Annotated in this window: 2 protein-coding genes; one reads left to right on the plus strand and one right to left on the minus strand. The window is 69.8% G+C overall.

Going from position 1 to position 17946, the window contains the following annotated elements; genetic code table 11:
- Positions 1-39: 39 nt before the first annotated feature.
- Entirely contained in the window at positions 40-1272 is a 1233-nt protein-coding gene (locus ACSVDM_RS11845) for a PucR family transcriptional regulator (RefSeq protein ID WP_439264681.1), read from the minus strand.
- Between the two features lie 237 nt (positions 1273-1509).
- Here ACSVDM_RS11845 and ACSVDM_RS11850 point away from each other — a divergent pair, with 237 nt between their 5' ends.
- The gene (locus ACSVDM_RS11850) at positions 1510-17943 is read left to right on the plus strand and encodes an amino acid adenylation domain-containing protein (protein ID WP_439264683.1); all 16434 of its coding nucleotides are present in this window, start codon (positions 1510-1512) and stop codon (positions 17941-17943) included.
- The last annotated feature ends 3 nt before the right edge of the window (positions 17944-17946 follow it).

A 17946-nucleotide genomic window follows, 5' to 3' on the forward strand; every position in this document is an offset into this window, starting at 1 on the left:
TCTCGCCTGTGCTGTGCGGCCAGCACAAACCGGCTGGACTCAGAATGTCCGAGTCAGTACGTGAGGGTGCCAGCGGCAGATGCCGAGGGCGAAGCGGAGGTCGAAACTGTTGGTATCCAAGGTGATTCCGTAGCGGGTGGTGATCTGCTGGATGCGGTATTGGATGGTGTTGCGATGCACGTCGAGAGTGCGGGCGGTCCGCGAGTAGCTGGCGCCCTCGGTCAGGAAGACATCGAGGGTGTGGCGTAGGAGTTCCTTCTTGGCGCCGGCACCCGCCAGGGCGCCGAGGGTGCGGCGGACGAGAGCGGCCAGCTCATCGGGATCGTCGGTGAGCAGGGCGAAGGGAGCGACGGCGTCGTAGGCCGAAACCGGCGGCGCGGTGTGACCTGCCGAGACGGCGAGGTCCTTCGCGCGGGCGGCGTTGCGGGTGGAACGGCGGAAGCCCGGGAGGCCTTCGCCGAGCGAACCGAGCGCGACGCGCACCGGCAGCCCGGATGCGACGACCTGAGTGGTCAGATCGTCGATCGCCTGCTCCCCCTCGACCGGGAACCAGATCCGCAGCGCCCGGTCTCCCGTCGAGGCCACCAGGCCACGCCCGACGGTCCGCAGCGCCGCCGACACCACCTGACGTGCCTGTTCCAGCGCTCGCGTCGCCTCGGCGCCCGTGACGGTGGGCGGTGTCCAGACCTCCACGGCGAGATGACTTCGGTCGAGGCGGTATTCGAGTGCTTCCTCGGCCGCGGGCACATCCACGTCGTCGCTGTCGAGAAGCCGGGCGATCCACTGCTGGCGCGCGGCCTGCCTGCTGCTGAGCCAGCGGTCGCGTTCGGCCTCGTAGATCCGGCCCATGGACGAGTTCAGGCGGTCGAGATAGATGCTGGCGAAGCGCAGGAGTTCGGCGATGCGGGCGTTGTGGTCGATACCCGGGGTGGCCAGGATGAGTCCGATGGCGGCGTCGAGCAGCCGGTACTGGCCGAGGCCGTAGGCACGCAGCAGCACGGTCAGCGGAACACCGCGCCGGGCGAGTCGCTGCGCGTAGGCAGCCGCGCCCGGGGGTGGGCCGACGGTCGCGGGGTCGATGTTGTTGGCGAGCACGTGCTGCACGGCGGCGATGTTCTCGGCGATGCTCGCCGCACGCATGTCCCCCAGGTCCGCGGCGATGTCGTCGACGGGAATCATCTGCTCGGTGACGCGGATGAGGTCCTCGGTGATGCCGGCGGTCAGCGGCGCCAGTGCGTGCCCGACCCAGGTGAGGGTTCCGTATGCCGCCACGTGCCCGCTCCGTTCGCTGCCCAAATTCCGCCGACCGTATTGTGCCATCCGCACAAATTCGGGCTCCAGGTAGCTTTTTGGGCTGGCAAACAGACCGGAGATGTGTCATAGCCGCGTGTCGTGTGGTGTCATGGTCGCCGAACACCCTGGTCCACCCCCGGTAGATCCAGAATCCGCGCAGGGTTCGTGGGTCGTTCAGGCAGTGGTGGGCCGGACAGGTGAGGATGTTGTACTCGGATGGGTGAAGTTCGTCGGTCGCCGCGTGGTCGAGGCAATCGGAAGCCGGGCGCTCCCCTCTTCGCACAGCTGCTGACCGCCGCGGTGGACACCGCCGCCGACACGATCGCCCTGTCCTTCTCCCCCGCCGACGGTGCCCGCCGCGAGCTCACCTACACCGAACTCGACGAGTACTCCGCCAGGCTCGCGCGGGAGCTGCTGGCCCGTGGTGTCGGCCCGGGCGACGTGGTGGCGCTCGGGTTCACCCGCTCGATCGAATCGGTGGCGGCGGTCTGGGCGGTCGCCAAAACCGGTGCCGCCTACGTGCCGGTCGATCCGTCGTTACCCGCCGAGCGCATCGCCTACCTGCTGGCCGACTCCGGCGCAGTCCTCGGCCTCACCTGCGCGGCACACCGGCCGGCCCTCGGTGAGTCGATCGTCTGGCTCGAGCTCGATTCCGACGCCGAACGGATCGCCGCCCAGCCGGCGCATCCGATCTCGTATCTGGACCGGGTGCGCCCGCTGACCGACCAGCACCCCGCCTACGTCATCTACACCTCCGGTTCCACGGGCAGACCGAAGGGTGTGGTCGTCACGCATACCGGCCTGGCCGGTCTGGTCGCGGCGGCCCGCGAACGATATGCGGTCGATGCCTCGGCACGAGTGCTGCACGTGTGTTCCCCGAATTTCGACGTATCCGTGCTGGAACTGCTGGTGGCGTTCAACTCCGGTGCCACACTCGTTGTCGCGCCGCCACAGGTCTACGCGGGCCCGGAGCTGGCCGAGCTGATCGCCAGGGAACGGGTGACGCACATGCTCATCACCCCGGCGGCCCTGGAATCGGTGGACCCGCGCGGGCTCGACGAGTTACGGGTCGTGGTGGTCGCCGGTGATGCCTTCGGGCCGACACTGGTGCGGCGCTGGGCGCAAGGCCGCGCGTTCTTCAACGGGTACGGCCCCACCGAGGCGACCGTGCTGGCCACCGGCAGCGCCGTGTTGACACCCGGTGAGCCGGTGACGATCGGGTCCGCCTTCCCCGCGATCGGTGCGGTGGTGCTTGACGCGCGATTGCGTCCCGTCCCGGTCGGGGTGGCCGGTGAGCTGTATCTGTCGGGTCCGGCGCTGGCGCAGAATTACCGCGGCAGGCCGGGGCTCACGGCCGAGCGGTTCGTCGCGGCACCGTTCGCGGCGCCGGGAGCGCGGATGTATCGCACGGGTGACCTCGTGCGGCGCACGGAAACCGGCGACTTCGAGTACCTGGGCCGGTCGGATTTCCAGGTGAAGATCCGTGGTTTCCGGGTGGAGCTGGGCGAGATCGACGCGGCCCTCACCGCGCACCCGGATGTCGACTACGCCGTCACCATCGGCGCGAAAGCCGACTCCGGGGCGACCGCGCTCGTCTCGTATGTGCTCGCCGAGCCGGGTGCCACGATCGACCCCGAGGAATTGATCCGTTTCGTCGGGTCCTTCCTGCCGGGTCATATGGTGCCCACGCTCGTGGTGGCGCTCGACGAGATCCCGCTGACCCCGAACGGCAAACTGGACCGCAACGCCCTACCCGCACCGGTTTTCGCCGCCGCGACTTCCCGCGCACCCGAGGGGCCGGTGGAAACGGCGATCGCCGAACTGTTCGCCCAGATCCTCGGCGTGGAGCGGGTCGGTGCCGAGGATTCGTTCTTCGCCGCCGGTGGCGACAGCATCCTGTCGATCCAGCTGGTGACCCGCGCACGCCACGCGGGCATCTCGTTCACCCCGCAGCAGGTGTTCGAGCACCGCACCGTGGCCGGGTTGGCCCGGGTCGCCGCGCTCGGCGACGACGCCGCTCCGGCGCTTCCCGAATTGCCCGGCGGCGGGGTGGGCGAGGTCGCGCTCACACCGGTGCTCGCCGCCACCCTCGCCGACGGCCGCGTGTTCGGCAGATTCACCCAGCAGATGGTGCTCGCCCTCCCCGAGGGCATCGATCGGCCGACGCTGCTTCGCATCCTGACCGCTGTCGTCGATCATCACGACATGCTGCGCGCCGGGGTGCGCGAGATCGACGGGCAGTGGTCGCTCGATGTGCTGCCGCCGGGCGGTGTCCCGGTGGACGACCTGCTGCAGCGTTTCGAGGGCTCCGAGGACATCGCCGACGTGGCGATGGATGCCGTCCTCGCGTCACTGGATCCGCGCGACCACCGGATGATCGGTTTCGCGTGGCTGACCCGCGACGACGGCCCCGACGGGCTGATCGTGGCGGCCAACCACCTCGTGATCGACGGCGTCTCGTGGCGAATCCTGCTGTCGGACCTGGTGACCGCGTGGGCGCAGCACGCGGCGGGTCAACCGATCGCGCTACCCGCGGTCGGTACGTCGTTCCGTCGATGGGCGCACGGATTGGTCGAGTCGGCACCACGGCGCCGCAACGAACTAGACCACTGGCAGCGAACCCTGGGGGTTGCCGACCCGCTGCTGGGGCAACGTGGGCTGGATCCGGTTATCGATACCGCGTCGACCGTGCGCACGTTCAGCGTCGAGATCCCCGCCGACATCACCCGTGCCGTGCTCACCGACCTGCCCGCCCGCTACCGGGCAGGCGCCGAGGACGGCCTGCTCGCCGCGCTGGCCATGGCGGTGCGGAGCTGGCGGGCCCGTCGAGGCGTGAACGCGTCCACCACCCGGGTGCGCCTGGAAGGTCACGGGCGTGCGGAATCCGCCGTCGACGGCGCCGACCTGACGCGGACCGTCGGCTGGTTCACCAGCATGTACCCGGTGGCGCTCGACCTGGGCGAGATCGACGCCGACGGCGCATGGCGACCGGGCTCGCAGACCGCGTCGGTGGTCAAGGCCGTCAAGGAACAGTTGCGCGCGGTGCCACACCGCGGCATCGGTTTCGGCATCCTGCGCCACCTCGATCCCGCGACCGAGCTACCGGGTTCGCTGGGCCAGGTCGGGTTCAACTACCTCGGCCGCATCTCCACCGGCGACGCCACCGACCACAGCTGGTTGCCGACCGCGGAATGGGGCGAACCGGCCGCCGACCAGGACCCGCAGCTGCCCGCCGCCGCCGTTGTCGACATCAACGCGGTAGCCGTCGGCACGGAAGACGGTGTGCTGCTTCGTGCTTCGTTCTCCTACGCGTCGCTGATCCTGGACGAGGCGGACGTGCGCGAGCTCGCCGACTGCTGGACCTCGGCGTTGACGGTGCTCGCCGAACATCTGGACCATCCGGCCGCCGGTGGCCTGTCGCCCGCCGATGTGCCGCTGGTCGACGTCACCCAGGCCGAGCTCGACGACTGGCAGCGCATCCGTCCCGGCCTCAGCGATGTGGTGCCGTTGGCGCCCTTGCAGCTCGGGTTGCTGTTCCTGGCGCAGGTGTCGCCGACCGACCCGTACCTGGTGCAATTGGCGGTCGAGATGACCGGTGCGGTCGACCTCGAGCGACTACGCCGCGCGGCGGGGGCGGTGCTGGACCGGCACGGCATCCTGCGCACCGCCTTCGGAACGACAACGGCCGGTACCCTGGTCGGTTTCGTGGTCGAGGACGTGACGGTGCCCTGGCGCGTCGTCGACACCGACCGCACCGACCCGCACGCGCTGCTCGCCGCCGAATCCCGCGTCGCGTTCGACCTGACCGCTGCACCCCTGCTCCGGTTCACGGTTTATCGCGGGCCGGCGAGCCTGCATCTGGTGGTGACCGCGCATCACCTGCTGGTCGACGGCTGGTCCATGCCGTTGCTCATGCGCGAACTGCTCGTCTGCTACGCCGCCGACGGTGCGCCCACACTGCTTCCGCACGTGCGCCCCTACCGCGACTACCTCGCCTGGCTCGCCGACCAGGACCGCACCGCCGCCCTCGAGAGTTGGCGCGCTGCCCTGGACGGGCACGAGCCGAGCCTGCTCACCGCCACTGTCCCACCCACCGACGCCGCACCCGGGCACGGGATGTCGGTCGTGGAGTTGTCGCGCGATGGCGCCCAGGAACTCGCCGGTTTCGCCGCCGCCACCGAGGTCACCGTCAACACGGTGTTCCAGACCGCATGGGGGCTGGTCCTGGCCGGGGCGCTGGGTCGTGACGATGTGCTGTTCGGCGCGGTGGTGTCGGGGCGCCCACCACAGCTCGACGGTGTGGACGGCATGGTCGGCCTGTTCGCCAACACCATTCCCGTCCGGGTACGAATCGACGAGAACGCGTCGTTGCGTGAGTTGTTGTCGCGGGTGCAGTCCGAACAAATCGCGCTGCTGGGCGGTCACCATCTGGGGCTGACCGATATCCAGCGGGTGGCGGGCGCCGGGGAACTGTTCGACACACTCATGGCATACGAGTCGTACCCGGTGGATACCGAAGGGATGCGGCAGGCACACGGCTCGATCGACGGTCTCGAGATCGTCGATGTGCGGGCCGCCAACGCCACCCATTACCCCGTGGCGGTCGGCGTCGAGGTCGGTGCGGGGATCCGGGTCGGGTTGCAGTACCGGCTCGAGGCGATCGGCGCCGATATCGCCGAGGCACTGGCGAACCGGTTGCGCACAGTCCTCGACGCCATCGTGCACTCCCCCGAACGCACCGCCGGCGAACTGCTGGGAACCCTTGCACGGCAGCGTGATCCGATCTCGGACGTGGCGTACTGGCGTGGGGTGCTCACCGACCTGCCGTTGGAGTTGCCGCTGCCGACGGAGCGTCCCCGCCGGGTTTCGTCGGACGGTAGCGAGTCGTCACCCGCCACACACGCGGAGGGGCAACCATTCGACCCGGCTTACCTTGTCGAATCGGCGGACCGCAGTGCCGGGCACCTCACGAAGCGGCCCGGACGGGTGGACTTCGCTGTTCCCGCCGAGGTGTGCCGAGGGGCGCGCGACACCGCCCGCGCCTATGACACCACGGTGTTCAGCGTTGTGTATACGGCCTTCGCGACGCTGCTGGCACGACTGTCGGGCACCGACGACATCGTCATCGCAGCGCCGTATTCTTCTGCCGCAGACCGCGTACTGCGTCTGCGCGTCCTCGGTGCCGCCGAGTTCGAGCGCCTGCTCACCGACGCGTCAATGGTCGTCGACGAAGCCATGGCGCGACCAGGGATGACTACCGATGAGATGGTGGCGCGGCACTCCGCCCACGCAGACCACTGCGCCCCGCACCTCAGCGAATCCGAGTCGACGGAAAGCCACCACGCGGCGGCATCGCACCCCCTGCTTCGCGTCATGCTCCGTCCGGTCAACACACGTCACAGTGACGAGACGTCCTTCGATCTGACGTTGTCGGTCGACACCGACGTGATGGACAACCACACCGAACCCACCCGAATCGGCGCCGAATTCACTTACGACACAGCACTGTTCGATCAGCAGACGATCGAATCCTTCGCCGAGCGCCTGGTTCGCCTCCTGGCGGCCGCCGTCGAGAACCCGAAAACCCCTGTCGGGGACTTACCGATTCTCAGCACCGCCGAACACACGGCACTGCTCACCCGCCCCGGCACCGAGGCACCGACATCGCTGTTCCCCGACCTGGTGACCACGGGTGCGACTCTCGGACCGGACCGCGTCGCGATCCGCTACAACGGTCACTCGACCACCTACGGCGAGCTGACCGAGCACACCGCACGCCTGGCCCGTGAACTCATCGCGCACGGCGTCGGCCCGGAAATACCTGTCGCCGTGGCGCTTCCACGCTCCGACGAGATGGTCGCCGCCGCCGTCGCGATCACCGCGGCAGGCGGTGTGTTCGTGCCGATGGACCCGGCCAACCCCGCCCAGCGGCTGCACCACCTCGTCACCGATTCGGGAGCCACGATCGGCATCACCGTCGGCGCCCACCTCGATCATCTGCCCACCGACATCACCTGGTTGGTCCTCGACGACCTCGCTTTCGCCGAGTCCTGCACCGCCCGGTCGAGTACCCCGATCACCGACCGCGACCGCAGCACCCCGCTGCGCGCCGACCATCCGGCCTACATCATCTACACCTCCGGATCCACGGGCCTGCCCAAGGGCGTCACAGTGACGCATGCCGGCCTGGCTCCGCTGGTCGCCGAGGCGGTCGAGCGCTACCGCCTCGAGCCCAATCACCGCTTCCTGCACATCTGCTCACCCTGGTTCGACCCGTCGGTGCTCGAATGGCTGTGTGCCTTCTCGACCGGCGCGACCTTGGTGATCGTGGGGTCCGACATCGTGGGTGGGGTCGAACTGGCCGACCTGCTCGCGGCCGAGGCGGTGACGCACGCGATCATCACCCCGGCCGTACTCGGCACCCTCGACCCGGCCGGTCTCGACGCCCTGGTGTCCCTGTCGGTCGGTGGTGACGTGACCACACCGGAACTGCTGGCGAAATGGCAGGGCCCGCACCGCCGCTACCTCAACGGGTACGGACCCACCGAGACCACCATCATCTCCACCTACGCCGAACTGACTGCGGGACAACCGATCACGATCGGCACCCCGGTGCGCGGCACACATGCCGTGATCCTCGACGCACGGCTGAACCCGGTCGCACCGGGTGTCACGGGCGAGCTGTATCTGGCGGGCCCTGCCCTGGCTCGCGGATACCGCAACCAGCCCGTCACCACCTCGGCTCGTTTCGTCGCCGACCCGTGGGGTCCCCCCGGCAGCCGCATGTACCGGACCGGCGACCTGGTTCGTCTGCGCACGACCGGCGACCTCGAGTACGTGAGCCGCGCCGACACCCAGCTGAAGGTGCGTGGTTTCCGCATCGAACCGGGCGAGATCGATGCCGTGCTGACCGGGCACACCGACGTCGAGTGCGCCGTCACCGTCGGCAGGCGCACGCCCGCCGGATCGACCACCCTGGTGTCGTATGTGCTTGCGGCACACGATGCCACGCCCGACCCGACGAACCTGATCGACTACGCGGCACGCCGTCTGCCCGCCCATGCGGTGCCGTCGGCGATCGTGGTCCTGGATGCCTGGCCGTTGACCGCCAACGGCAAACTCGACCGCAAAGCCCTGCCCGACCCGATCAGCGTCACCGAGACGACCACCGCGCCGAAGGGTGCGATGCAAACCCGCCTGGCCGACCTGTTCGCCCGCGTACTCGGGGTGTCGTCGGTGGGGGCGGACGAGTCGTTCTTCGCCACCGGTGGCGACAGCATCCTGTCGATCCAACTGGTGTCACTGGCCCGCACCGCGGGCATCACCTTCTCCACCCGAGACGTTTTCGAGCACCGCACCGTCGCCGCCCTGGCCCGGGTCGCGACCACCGACGGCCCGGCCACGATCACCCTGGCCGAACTCCCCGGCGGCGGTGTCGGCGACGTTCCGCTGACACCCGTGCTCACCGAATCCCTGTCCACCGGATCCAGTGACCGCTTCGCCCAGACGATGGTGCTGGCCCTACCCGACGGCATCGACCGTGCCGGTTTGGTCGCCACCATCGCCGCCGTCGTGGCGCGCCACGACATGTTGCGTGCCAGGCTGCGCGATTTCGACGGTGGCTGGCAGCTCGAGGTGCTGGAACCACACGCGGTGCCGGTCGACGAGCTGATCGGCGAGCTCGAAGCGGGCGACGACCTCACCGGCATCGGTACCCGGGCGATGAATGCCGCGCTGACAACGCTGGATCCGGCGGCGGCCCGCATGATCGCGTTCACCTGGGTTCGTGGCAACGGCGGCGGCGACGTGCTCGCGGTCGCCGCGCACCACTACGTCATCGACGGTGTCTCGTGGCGCATCCTGCTGCCCGACCTGATCCTGGCCTGGGCGCAACACAGCGCCGGGCAGCCGATCGCGCTGCCACCGGTCGGCACCTCGTTCCGGCGCTGGGCGCACGCACTGACCACCGTGGACCGCACCGCCGAACTGCCCTACTGGCGACGCGCTCTCGCGACCGCCGACCCGCTGCTCGGTGCCCGTGCCCTCGATCGCACGGTCGACACCGAGGCAACCACGCGCTCGATCACCGTGCAGATCCCGCCCGAGGTGACCGACCCCCTGCTCACGACATTGCCCGGCCTGTACCGGGCCGGGGCCGACCACGGGCTGCTCGCCGCACTCGCGCTCGCGGTGCGGGTGTGGCGCGCCCGTCGCGGTGTCGACGCGCCCGCACTGCGGCTGCGGCTCGAGGGCCACGGCAGACAGGAAGACGTCGTCCCCGGCGCCGACCTCACCCGCACGGTCGGCTGGTTCACCACCGTCTACCCCGTCGTGCTCGACCTGACGGAGCTGCGACCGGCGAGTTTCGACGACGAAGCGCTCGCCGCGATCATGCGCACGATCAAGGAACAACTGCTCGCCGTGCCCGATAACGGCATCGGTTTCGAGCTGCTGCGTAGCGCCGGGCACCTCGCGACCGAATCGGTGGCCCAGATCGGATTCAACTACCTCGGTCGCGCGGTGACCACCGGACCCGCCGACGGCGACTGGCTGCCCACCGACGACCTCGGCGACATCGACGTCGACCACGACCCCACCCTGCCCGCGAACGCTGTCCTCGACATCAACACCATCGCGGTCGCCACCGAAACCGGGCTGCGACTGCAAGCCGACTTCCGCTACGCCACCGGCATTCTCGACGAAGCCGAGGTTCGGGAGCTGGCCGACATCTGGTCGGACTGGCTGACCGCACTCGCCGATCACACCGACTACCCGCAGGCGGGTGGACCGACACCGTCCGATGTGCCGCTGGTCCGGGTGTCGCAAACCGAACTCGACACCTGGCGGCGCGATCACCCCGGGCTGTCGGACGTGCTGCCGCTCTCACCGCTCCAGCATTCGCTGCTCGCGCTGGGCGACATGCTCGAGGAATCGGTGCACGCCTACGTCATCCAGCTCATGGTCGATCTCACCGGCGAGCTCGACATCGACCGGTTGCGTCGCGCGGCGGCCGCTGTCCTCGCCCGGCACGCGAACCTGCGTTCGGCATTCGTCACCACTCCCGACGGCACACCCGTGCAGGTGATCGCCGACAATGTCGAGGCACCGGTGCGGGTGGTCGACACGACCGAGGCCGAGCTGGCCGGTCTGCTCGCCGCCGACCAGGCGGCCGGATTCGATCCGGCGGTCGCGCCGCTGCTGCGCTTCACGGTGTACCGCACCGGTTCCGGACGCAACCGCCTGGTGCTGACCGGGCATCACATCTTGCTCGACGGCTGGTCCATGCCGTTGCTGATGAAGGAACTGCTCGTCCTCTACACCACCGGTGGAGACGCGAGCGTCCTGCCCGAGGTGCGTCCCTACCGCGACTACCTCGACTGGCTCAGCCGCCAGGACCGGACCGTCGCCGAGCAGGCGTGGTCGGAGCTGCTGCACGGGGTCGAACCGACCATGTTCGCCCCGGAACTGACCTGGCCACGCCCCGTCGGAACCGGTTACGGGCTGTGCGAATTCGAGCTCGACGCCACCGCCACCGCCGCGCTCACCACCTTCGCCGCGTCGGTCGAGGTCACCGCCAATACGGTGTTCCAGACCGCGTGGGCGCTGGTCGTCGCCGCGTGTACCGGTCGCGACGACATCGTGTTCGGCGCCACCGTGTCCGGGCGCCCACCGCAGCTCGACGGTGTCGGCGACATGATCGGCCTGTTCGTCGACGCCGTCCCGGTGCGCGTGCGCATCGACGGTGCGGTCGGCGAGGTGATCCGCGCGGTGCAGACCGAGCAGGCCACGCTGCTCGACCACCATCACCTCGGGCTGGGCGCCATCCAAAGGGTCGCCGGTCGGGGCGAATTGTTCGACACCATGCTGGCGTTCGAGTCCTACCCCGTCGATGTCGAGGGTCTGCAGCAGGCCGGTGGCGCGCTCGACGGTCTGCGCATCGACGACCTGCAAGGCGCCGACCACACCCACTACCCGATCACGGTCCTCGTCTTCCTCGGCGCCCGCACCCAGGTACAGGTCAAATACCGGCGTGACCTGGTGTCGGACGAGGTGGCGCGCGCCGTCACCGACCGGCTGCGCACCGCCCTGTCCGAACTGACCGCCACGGGGACGATCGCGTCTGATCGAGGTGCCGATCCCGGTCTGTCGGTGGGCGCGATCGATATCGTGACGAAGCTCGGCGCGAACCCGACCGACCCGATCACCCGCTCCCGCTTCTGGCGCACCGCCCTCGCCGACCTACCCGGCCGTCTCACCCTGCCCACCGAAGCGTTGATCGGCACCGAGGTGGCACCTGACCACCGCACGATCGGTACGGGGTCGGGGGTCGAACCACAGAATCACGCACTCGGCACCCGCGACACAGAACACCCGCGGTCGGGTTTCCCCGTCCCGGCGACAACGCACCGAGATCTGCGGCGGCTGGCCGACAGTGCGGACGCCGGTTGGTCGAGCGCGATCAGCGCCGCGGTGTCGATCCTGATCGCACGGCTCACCGGCTCCGACGACATCGTGCTCGACACCTCGGACCTTCTGCTGCGCACCCACATCGACCCCACCGAACCATTCGGCACGCTGCTCGACCGCGTGCACCGGGCCGAGACCCGGGCGCTCGCCCACTCCGGTATCCCGGTCGAGGACCTCACCCATCTGCTCGGCGCCGACCACGGCTCGCTGGGACAGTTCCGCCTCGAACTGCGCAATTCTGTGCGCCCGGACGGTGCTTCGACGGTGCCGTCGGCCGAGGCACGCGATCTCACGGTGGTGGTGACCGAATCGAGCACCGGAATGTCTGTCGGCGTCGACGGCCCGGGTGTCGAGGTGTCTTCGGCGACGGCGCTGGCGCACCGCCTGGTCGGTCTGCTCACCGACATCACCCGCTGTCCGGGTGTCCCGGTGGGTGATCTGTCGGTCGGGGTGCGGGGCGAGGACCACCTGCTCGCGCGCATCGGCACCGGGCCACGCCACCGCGCCGCACGTACCCTCGCCCAGCTCCTCGTCCGCGGCACCGGCTTCGGGCAACGCCGAATCGCTGTGCGCGACAACGGAAACGACTACACCTACGGCACGCTCGACGCCGATTCCTCCCGCTTGGCGCGGGTCCTGATCAGCGAAGGTGTCGGTCCCGAGATCGTCGTCGCCTGCGCGATCCCCCGCTCCTACGAGGCGATTCTCGCGCTGTGGGCGGTCGCGAAAGCGGGCGGGGTGTATCTGCCCGTCGACCCGAACTACCCCGACGACCGCATCTGGCACATGCTCGCCGACTCCGGCGCCGCGGTGGGGATCACCGTCACCGCGCATGCCCGTGTTCTGCCGGAATCGGTGCGGCCCTTGATCGTCGACGACCCGGCCGTGCGCGCCCGGACGGCGGCGTGCGCGTCGACTCCCGTGCGTGACCGGCACCGCCGCAGACCCCTGCGTCGCGACAACACCGCCTACCTGATCTACACCTCCGGTTCCACCGGCACCCCGAAGGGTGTGTGTGTCACCCACACCGGTCTGGCCGCTCTCGTCGCACACTCGGCGAACCTGATGCGTCTACGTCACGACGACCGCATGCTGCACGTGTGCTCACCGAGTTTCGACCAGTCGATCGAGGAGATCGCCACCGCCTTCCACCGGGGCGCCACCCTCGTCATCGCACCGCCGGACACCTTCGGCGGCGCCGAACTCGACGAGCTGCTGCGCACCGAACGTGTCACCCATACGATCATCACCCCGGCACTGCTGAGCACCCTCGATCCCGCCGGGCTGCCCGACCTGCGTTGCGTGTCGGCCGGCGGTGAGGCCGTAGCACCGGAACTGTTGTCCGCGTGGGCATCCGGTCGCACCTTCCTCAACGGATACGGACCGACCGAGACCACCATCGGTGCCACCTACACCGTCCTGCGCGCCGGTGAGCGCATCACCATCGGCACACCCGTACCCGGCATGCGGGCACTCGTCATCGACGCCCGGCTGCGGCCGGTGCCCGTCGGCGTCACCGGTGAGCTGTACCTGACCGGGCCCGGTCTGGCCCGTGGTTACGGCGGTCGCGGCGCGACCACCGCCGAACGTTTCGTGGCCTGCCCGTGGAGCGAGACCGGTGCGCGCATGTACCGCACCGGTGACCTGGTGCGCTGGGTACACAAGGACCGCTACGAGCTGGAGTACCTGGGCCGCGGCGACTTCCAGATCAAGATCCGCGGTTTCCGCGTCGAACCCGGCGAGGTCGATGCCGTGCTGGTGCGCCACCCCCAGGTGAGTTTCGCGCTCACCCTCGGCACCGAGAACCCGGCCGGCGAGACGGTGCTGGTGTCGTACGTGACCGGTCGCGCCCCCGATGCCGGTGCCCTCACCCGATGGGCGGCGACGCTGTTGCCCGCGCACATGGTGCCCGCGGCGGTGGTCGTGCTCGATCGTGTTCCGGTGTCGGCCACCGGCAAGATCGACCGGACAGCGCTGCCCGCACCCGAATTCGTCAGCCGCCGTTATCGTGAGCCGTCCACCGGGCCCGAGCGCACGGTCGCCGCGATCTTCGCCGAGGTCCTCGGCGTCGAACGGGTCGGTGCCGACGACAACTTCTTCGACCTCGGTGGCAACTCCCTGCTCGCCACCCGGCTGGCGGCACGCCTGAGCGCCGCGGTCGGTACCCGGGTGCCGGTGCGGTCACTGTTCGCCGCACCGACCGTCGCCGGATGCGCCGCCGCGATCAGCGCCTCGGCGCAGGCACAGACCCGGCCCGCGCTGTGCGCCCAGCCACGGCCGGAGCGCATTCCGCTCTCACCCGCCCAGCAGCGCATGTGGTTTTTGAACCGGTTCGACACCGGGACCGCCGCGTACACCATTCCCGTCGTCTTGCGCCTGACCGGCGCGCTCGACACCGCCGCGCTGGTTGCCGCGTTCACCGATGTCGTCACCCGCCACGAGATCCTGCGCACCGTGTACCCGATGCTCGATCAGGCACCGGCGCAGGTCGTGCTGCCCGCCGACCATCCCGACGTGCCACGGCTGGTGCTCGCACCCGCCCCGGCGGACCCGGATGCCGCTGTCGCGGAACTTATTTCGGCGCCGTTCGACGTGACCACCGAGGTGCCGTTGCGCGCCGCCCTGTTCGAAACCGGCGACGAACACATCCTGGCCGTCGCCGTGCACCACATCGCCGGTGACGGCTTCTCCGGTGGCCCGCTCACCCGCGACCTGGTCTCGGCCTACGGCGCCCGCGTCGACGGTCACGCCCCCACCTGGACGCCACTGCCCGTGCAGTACGCCGACTACGCCATCTGGCAGCAGAACCTGCTCGGCGACGAATCCGACACCACCTCCACCGCCGCCACCCAACTCGCCTACTGGCGGCGCGAGCTGGCGGATCTGCCCGACCAGCTCGAGCTGCCCCGCGATCGCCCCCGCCCCGCGGTCCAGACGTATGCCGGTGGCCGGGTGCCGTTCACGCTCGACGCCGCCACCCACACCGCCCTGACCGAACTGTCGCGCACCCACGGCGCCACCCTGTTCATGGCCGTGCACACCGCCTTCGCCGTGGTGCTGTCGCGCCTGTCGGGCAGCACCGACATCGCCATCGGCACACCCGTCGCCGGTCGTGGCGACGCGGTGCTCGACGACCTGATCGGCATGTTCGTCAACACCCTGGTCTTCCGCACCCGCGTCGACCACCGCGCGAGCTTCACCGACCTGCTCACCCGGCAACGCGACATCGACCTGCAGGCCTTCGCCCACGCCGACATCCCCTTCGAACGGCTCGTCGAGGTCCTCAACCCCGCTCGATCCACCGCGCGGCACCCGCTGTTCCAGGTCGGGTTGTCGTTCCAGAACCTCGGACAGGTCAGCATGGATCTGCTCGAGGTCGGCGTCAGCTCGGTGGAGCTGGATCGCGAACTGTCCCAGTTCGATCTGCACCTGATCGTCGCCGACCGCTACAGCGCCGACGGTGCCCCGGCCGGTATCGGCGGGTACTGCACCTACGCCACCGACCTGTTCGACGCGGCCACCGTCGCGGGATTCCTCGACCGGCTCACCCGCCTGCTCTCGGCGGTACTGACCGACCCGAACCGGCCCCTGCACACCGTCGACCTGCTCGACTCCGCCGAACGCACCCGTGTCCTGCACACCTGGAATCACACTGTGCGACACAGTGATCCGGCCGCCACCCTGGCCTCGCTGCGTGCGGCCACCGTCCGATCCACCCCGGACGCGGTCGCCCTGGTCGCCGACGGTGCGCGCTGGACCTTCGCCGAACTCGACGCCCGGGTCAACCGGTTGGCCCGCCACCTGGTCGCCGCCGGCGTCGGGCCGGGAACACGGGTCGCGCTCGCGATGCGGCGCTCGGTGGATCTGGTCGTCGCGATGTACGCGGTCACGGCCGCCGGTGGTGCGTACGTGCCCGTCGACCCGGACCAACCGCAGGCACGCACCCGCTACATCCTCGACACCGCGGCCCCGCTGCTGACCCTCACCCGGGCCGACACCTGGCTCGCCGCGACCGGTTCGCACGATGCCGTGCCGGTCGAGCAACTGGATCTGGGCGGTTACTCGCCGCAACCACTCGTCGACGCCGAACGGGTAGCCCCCGTCCGGGCGAGCGACACCGCCTACGTGATCTTCACGTCGGGATCGACCGGCCGCCCCAAGGGGGTCGCGGTGCCGCACGCCGCGATCGTCAACCAGCTGCGGTGGAAGACCATCGAATTCGGTCTCGGCGCCGACGATGCCGTGTTGCTGAAGACCGCCGCGACCTTCGATCTGTCGGTGTGGGAGTTCTGGTCCACCGCGGTGAGTGGTGGGCGCATCGTGCTCGCGTCCGCGGGCGGACACCGCGACCCCGCCTACCTGGCGGAGCTGATGCGCACCGAGAACGTCACCACCCTGCATGCCGTGCCCTCGATGCTCGATGCCCTGCTCACCGAGGACCTGCCCAGCTCGCTGCGCCGCGTCCTCGCCATCGGTGAGGCACTGCCGGTGTCCCTGGCGCGCCGCATCCAAACCGCGGCACCACAGGCAGCGCTGTTCAACGTGTACGGACCCACCGAGGCCGCCGTGTCGATCACCAGTCACCGGGTGACACCGCGCGACACCGTCACCGTGCCGATCGGCCGGCCCGTCCACAACAGCCGGGTCTACGTTCTCGACGCACACCTCAACCCCGTCCCCACCGGGGTCACCGGCGAGTTGTACCTGGGCGGAACACAATTGGCCACCGGGTACCTGGCCCGCCCCGATCTCACCGCCGAACGGTTCGTCGCCGACCCCTTCATGCCGGGCGAACGCATGTACCGCACCGGTGACCTCGCGGCCTGGACCGCCGACGGCGAACTCGACTACCGAGGTCGCACCGACTTCCAGACCAAGATCCGCGGCTTCCGCATCGAGCTCACTGAGATCGACTCGGTCCTCACCGAGCATCCCGACGTGGCGTCCGCCGTCACCCTCGGCCGCGCCAATCAGACCGGCGAAACCGTGCTGGTGTCCTATGTCGTCGCCGGACAAGGCAAGCCGGTCACCGCCGAACGGCTCACCGAGTGGGCCGCCCACCAGCTGCCCGCCCACATGATGCCCGCGTCGATCGTGGTCCTGGACCGGATTCCGCTCACCGCGCACGGCAAACTCGACCGCGACGCCCTGCCCGCGCCGACGTTCACCGCCCGCACCCACCGTGCTCCGGCCGGTGCGGTGGAGCAGGCGGTGTGCGCGGTTTTCGCCGACGTACTCCGCCTGGACCGGGTCGGCATGGACGACCATTTCTTCGAACTCGGCGGCACCTCGCTGCTCGCCACCCGTCTGGCCGCCCAGCTCGGCGACGCGCTCGCCGCGACCGTCCCCGTCACCTGCATCTTCACCGCCCCCACCCCCGCCGGGATCCTCACCGCGCTACGGGCGGCCGGTACGGACTCCACCGGCCCCGACACCGCCTTCGACATCCTGCTCCCGTTGCGCACCACCGGCACCGGCGAACCCCTGTTCTGTGTGCACCCCGTCAGCGGCCTGGCCTGGTCGTTCAGTGGTCTCACCGCACACCTGGACCGCCCCGTCTACGGTCTGCAATCACCGGCGCTGAGTTCCACCGAGCCGCTGCCGGATTCGATCGAACAGTGGGCACTGCTCTACCTCAAGCACCTACGCGCCGTGCAACCCGAGGGGCCCTACCACCTGCTCGGCTGGTCGCTGGGTGGCGTGATCGCCCACGCCATGGCGGTGCAACTGCAGGAAGACGGGGAACAGGTCGCGCTGCTCGGCATGCTCGACAGCCGCCTCACCAGCGCCTCACCCGCGACGGCCACCGAAGTCACCGCCACCGACCTCCTCGGCGGGTTCGCCGGCGAGGGCGACGAAACCGACGCGCGGGCCCTGGTCCGCCGACTGTGCGCGTTGTCGGCACCCGACGTGCCCGTCGACGAAGCACGCATCGACAGGATCATCGACGGTGCGACCACCTCCCTCGCACTCGACGCCGCCTACCGGCCCCGCCCCTTCCACGGCCCCCTCACCTACTTCACCGCCACCGACGACCCGACCGGCTCCACCGGTGCGACATCGTGGGCGGACGCGATCACCGCAGCGGTGCACAACCACCCGATCGCAGCCACCCACTGGCGGATGACCGAACCCGCCGCCCTCGCCGAAATCGCCCGGATCCTGCGTCGCATCGACGAATAGCCG

Source organism: Nocardia sp. JW2 (genome assembly GCF_051843015.1).
Classification (GTDB): domain Bacteria; phylum Actinomycetota; class Actinomycetes; order Mycobacteriales; family Mycobacteriaceae; genus Nocardia; species Nocardia coubleae.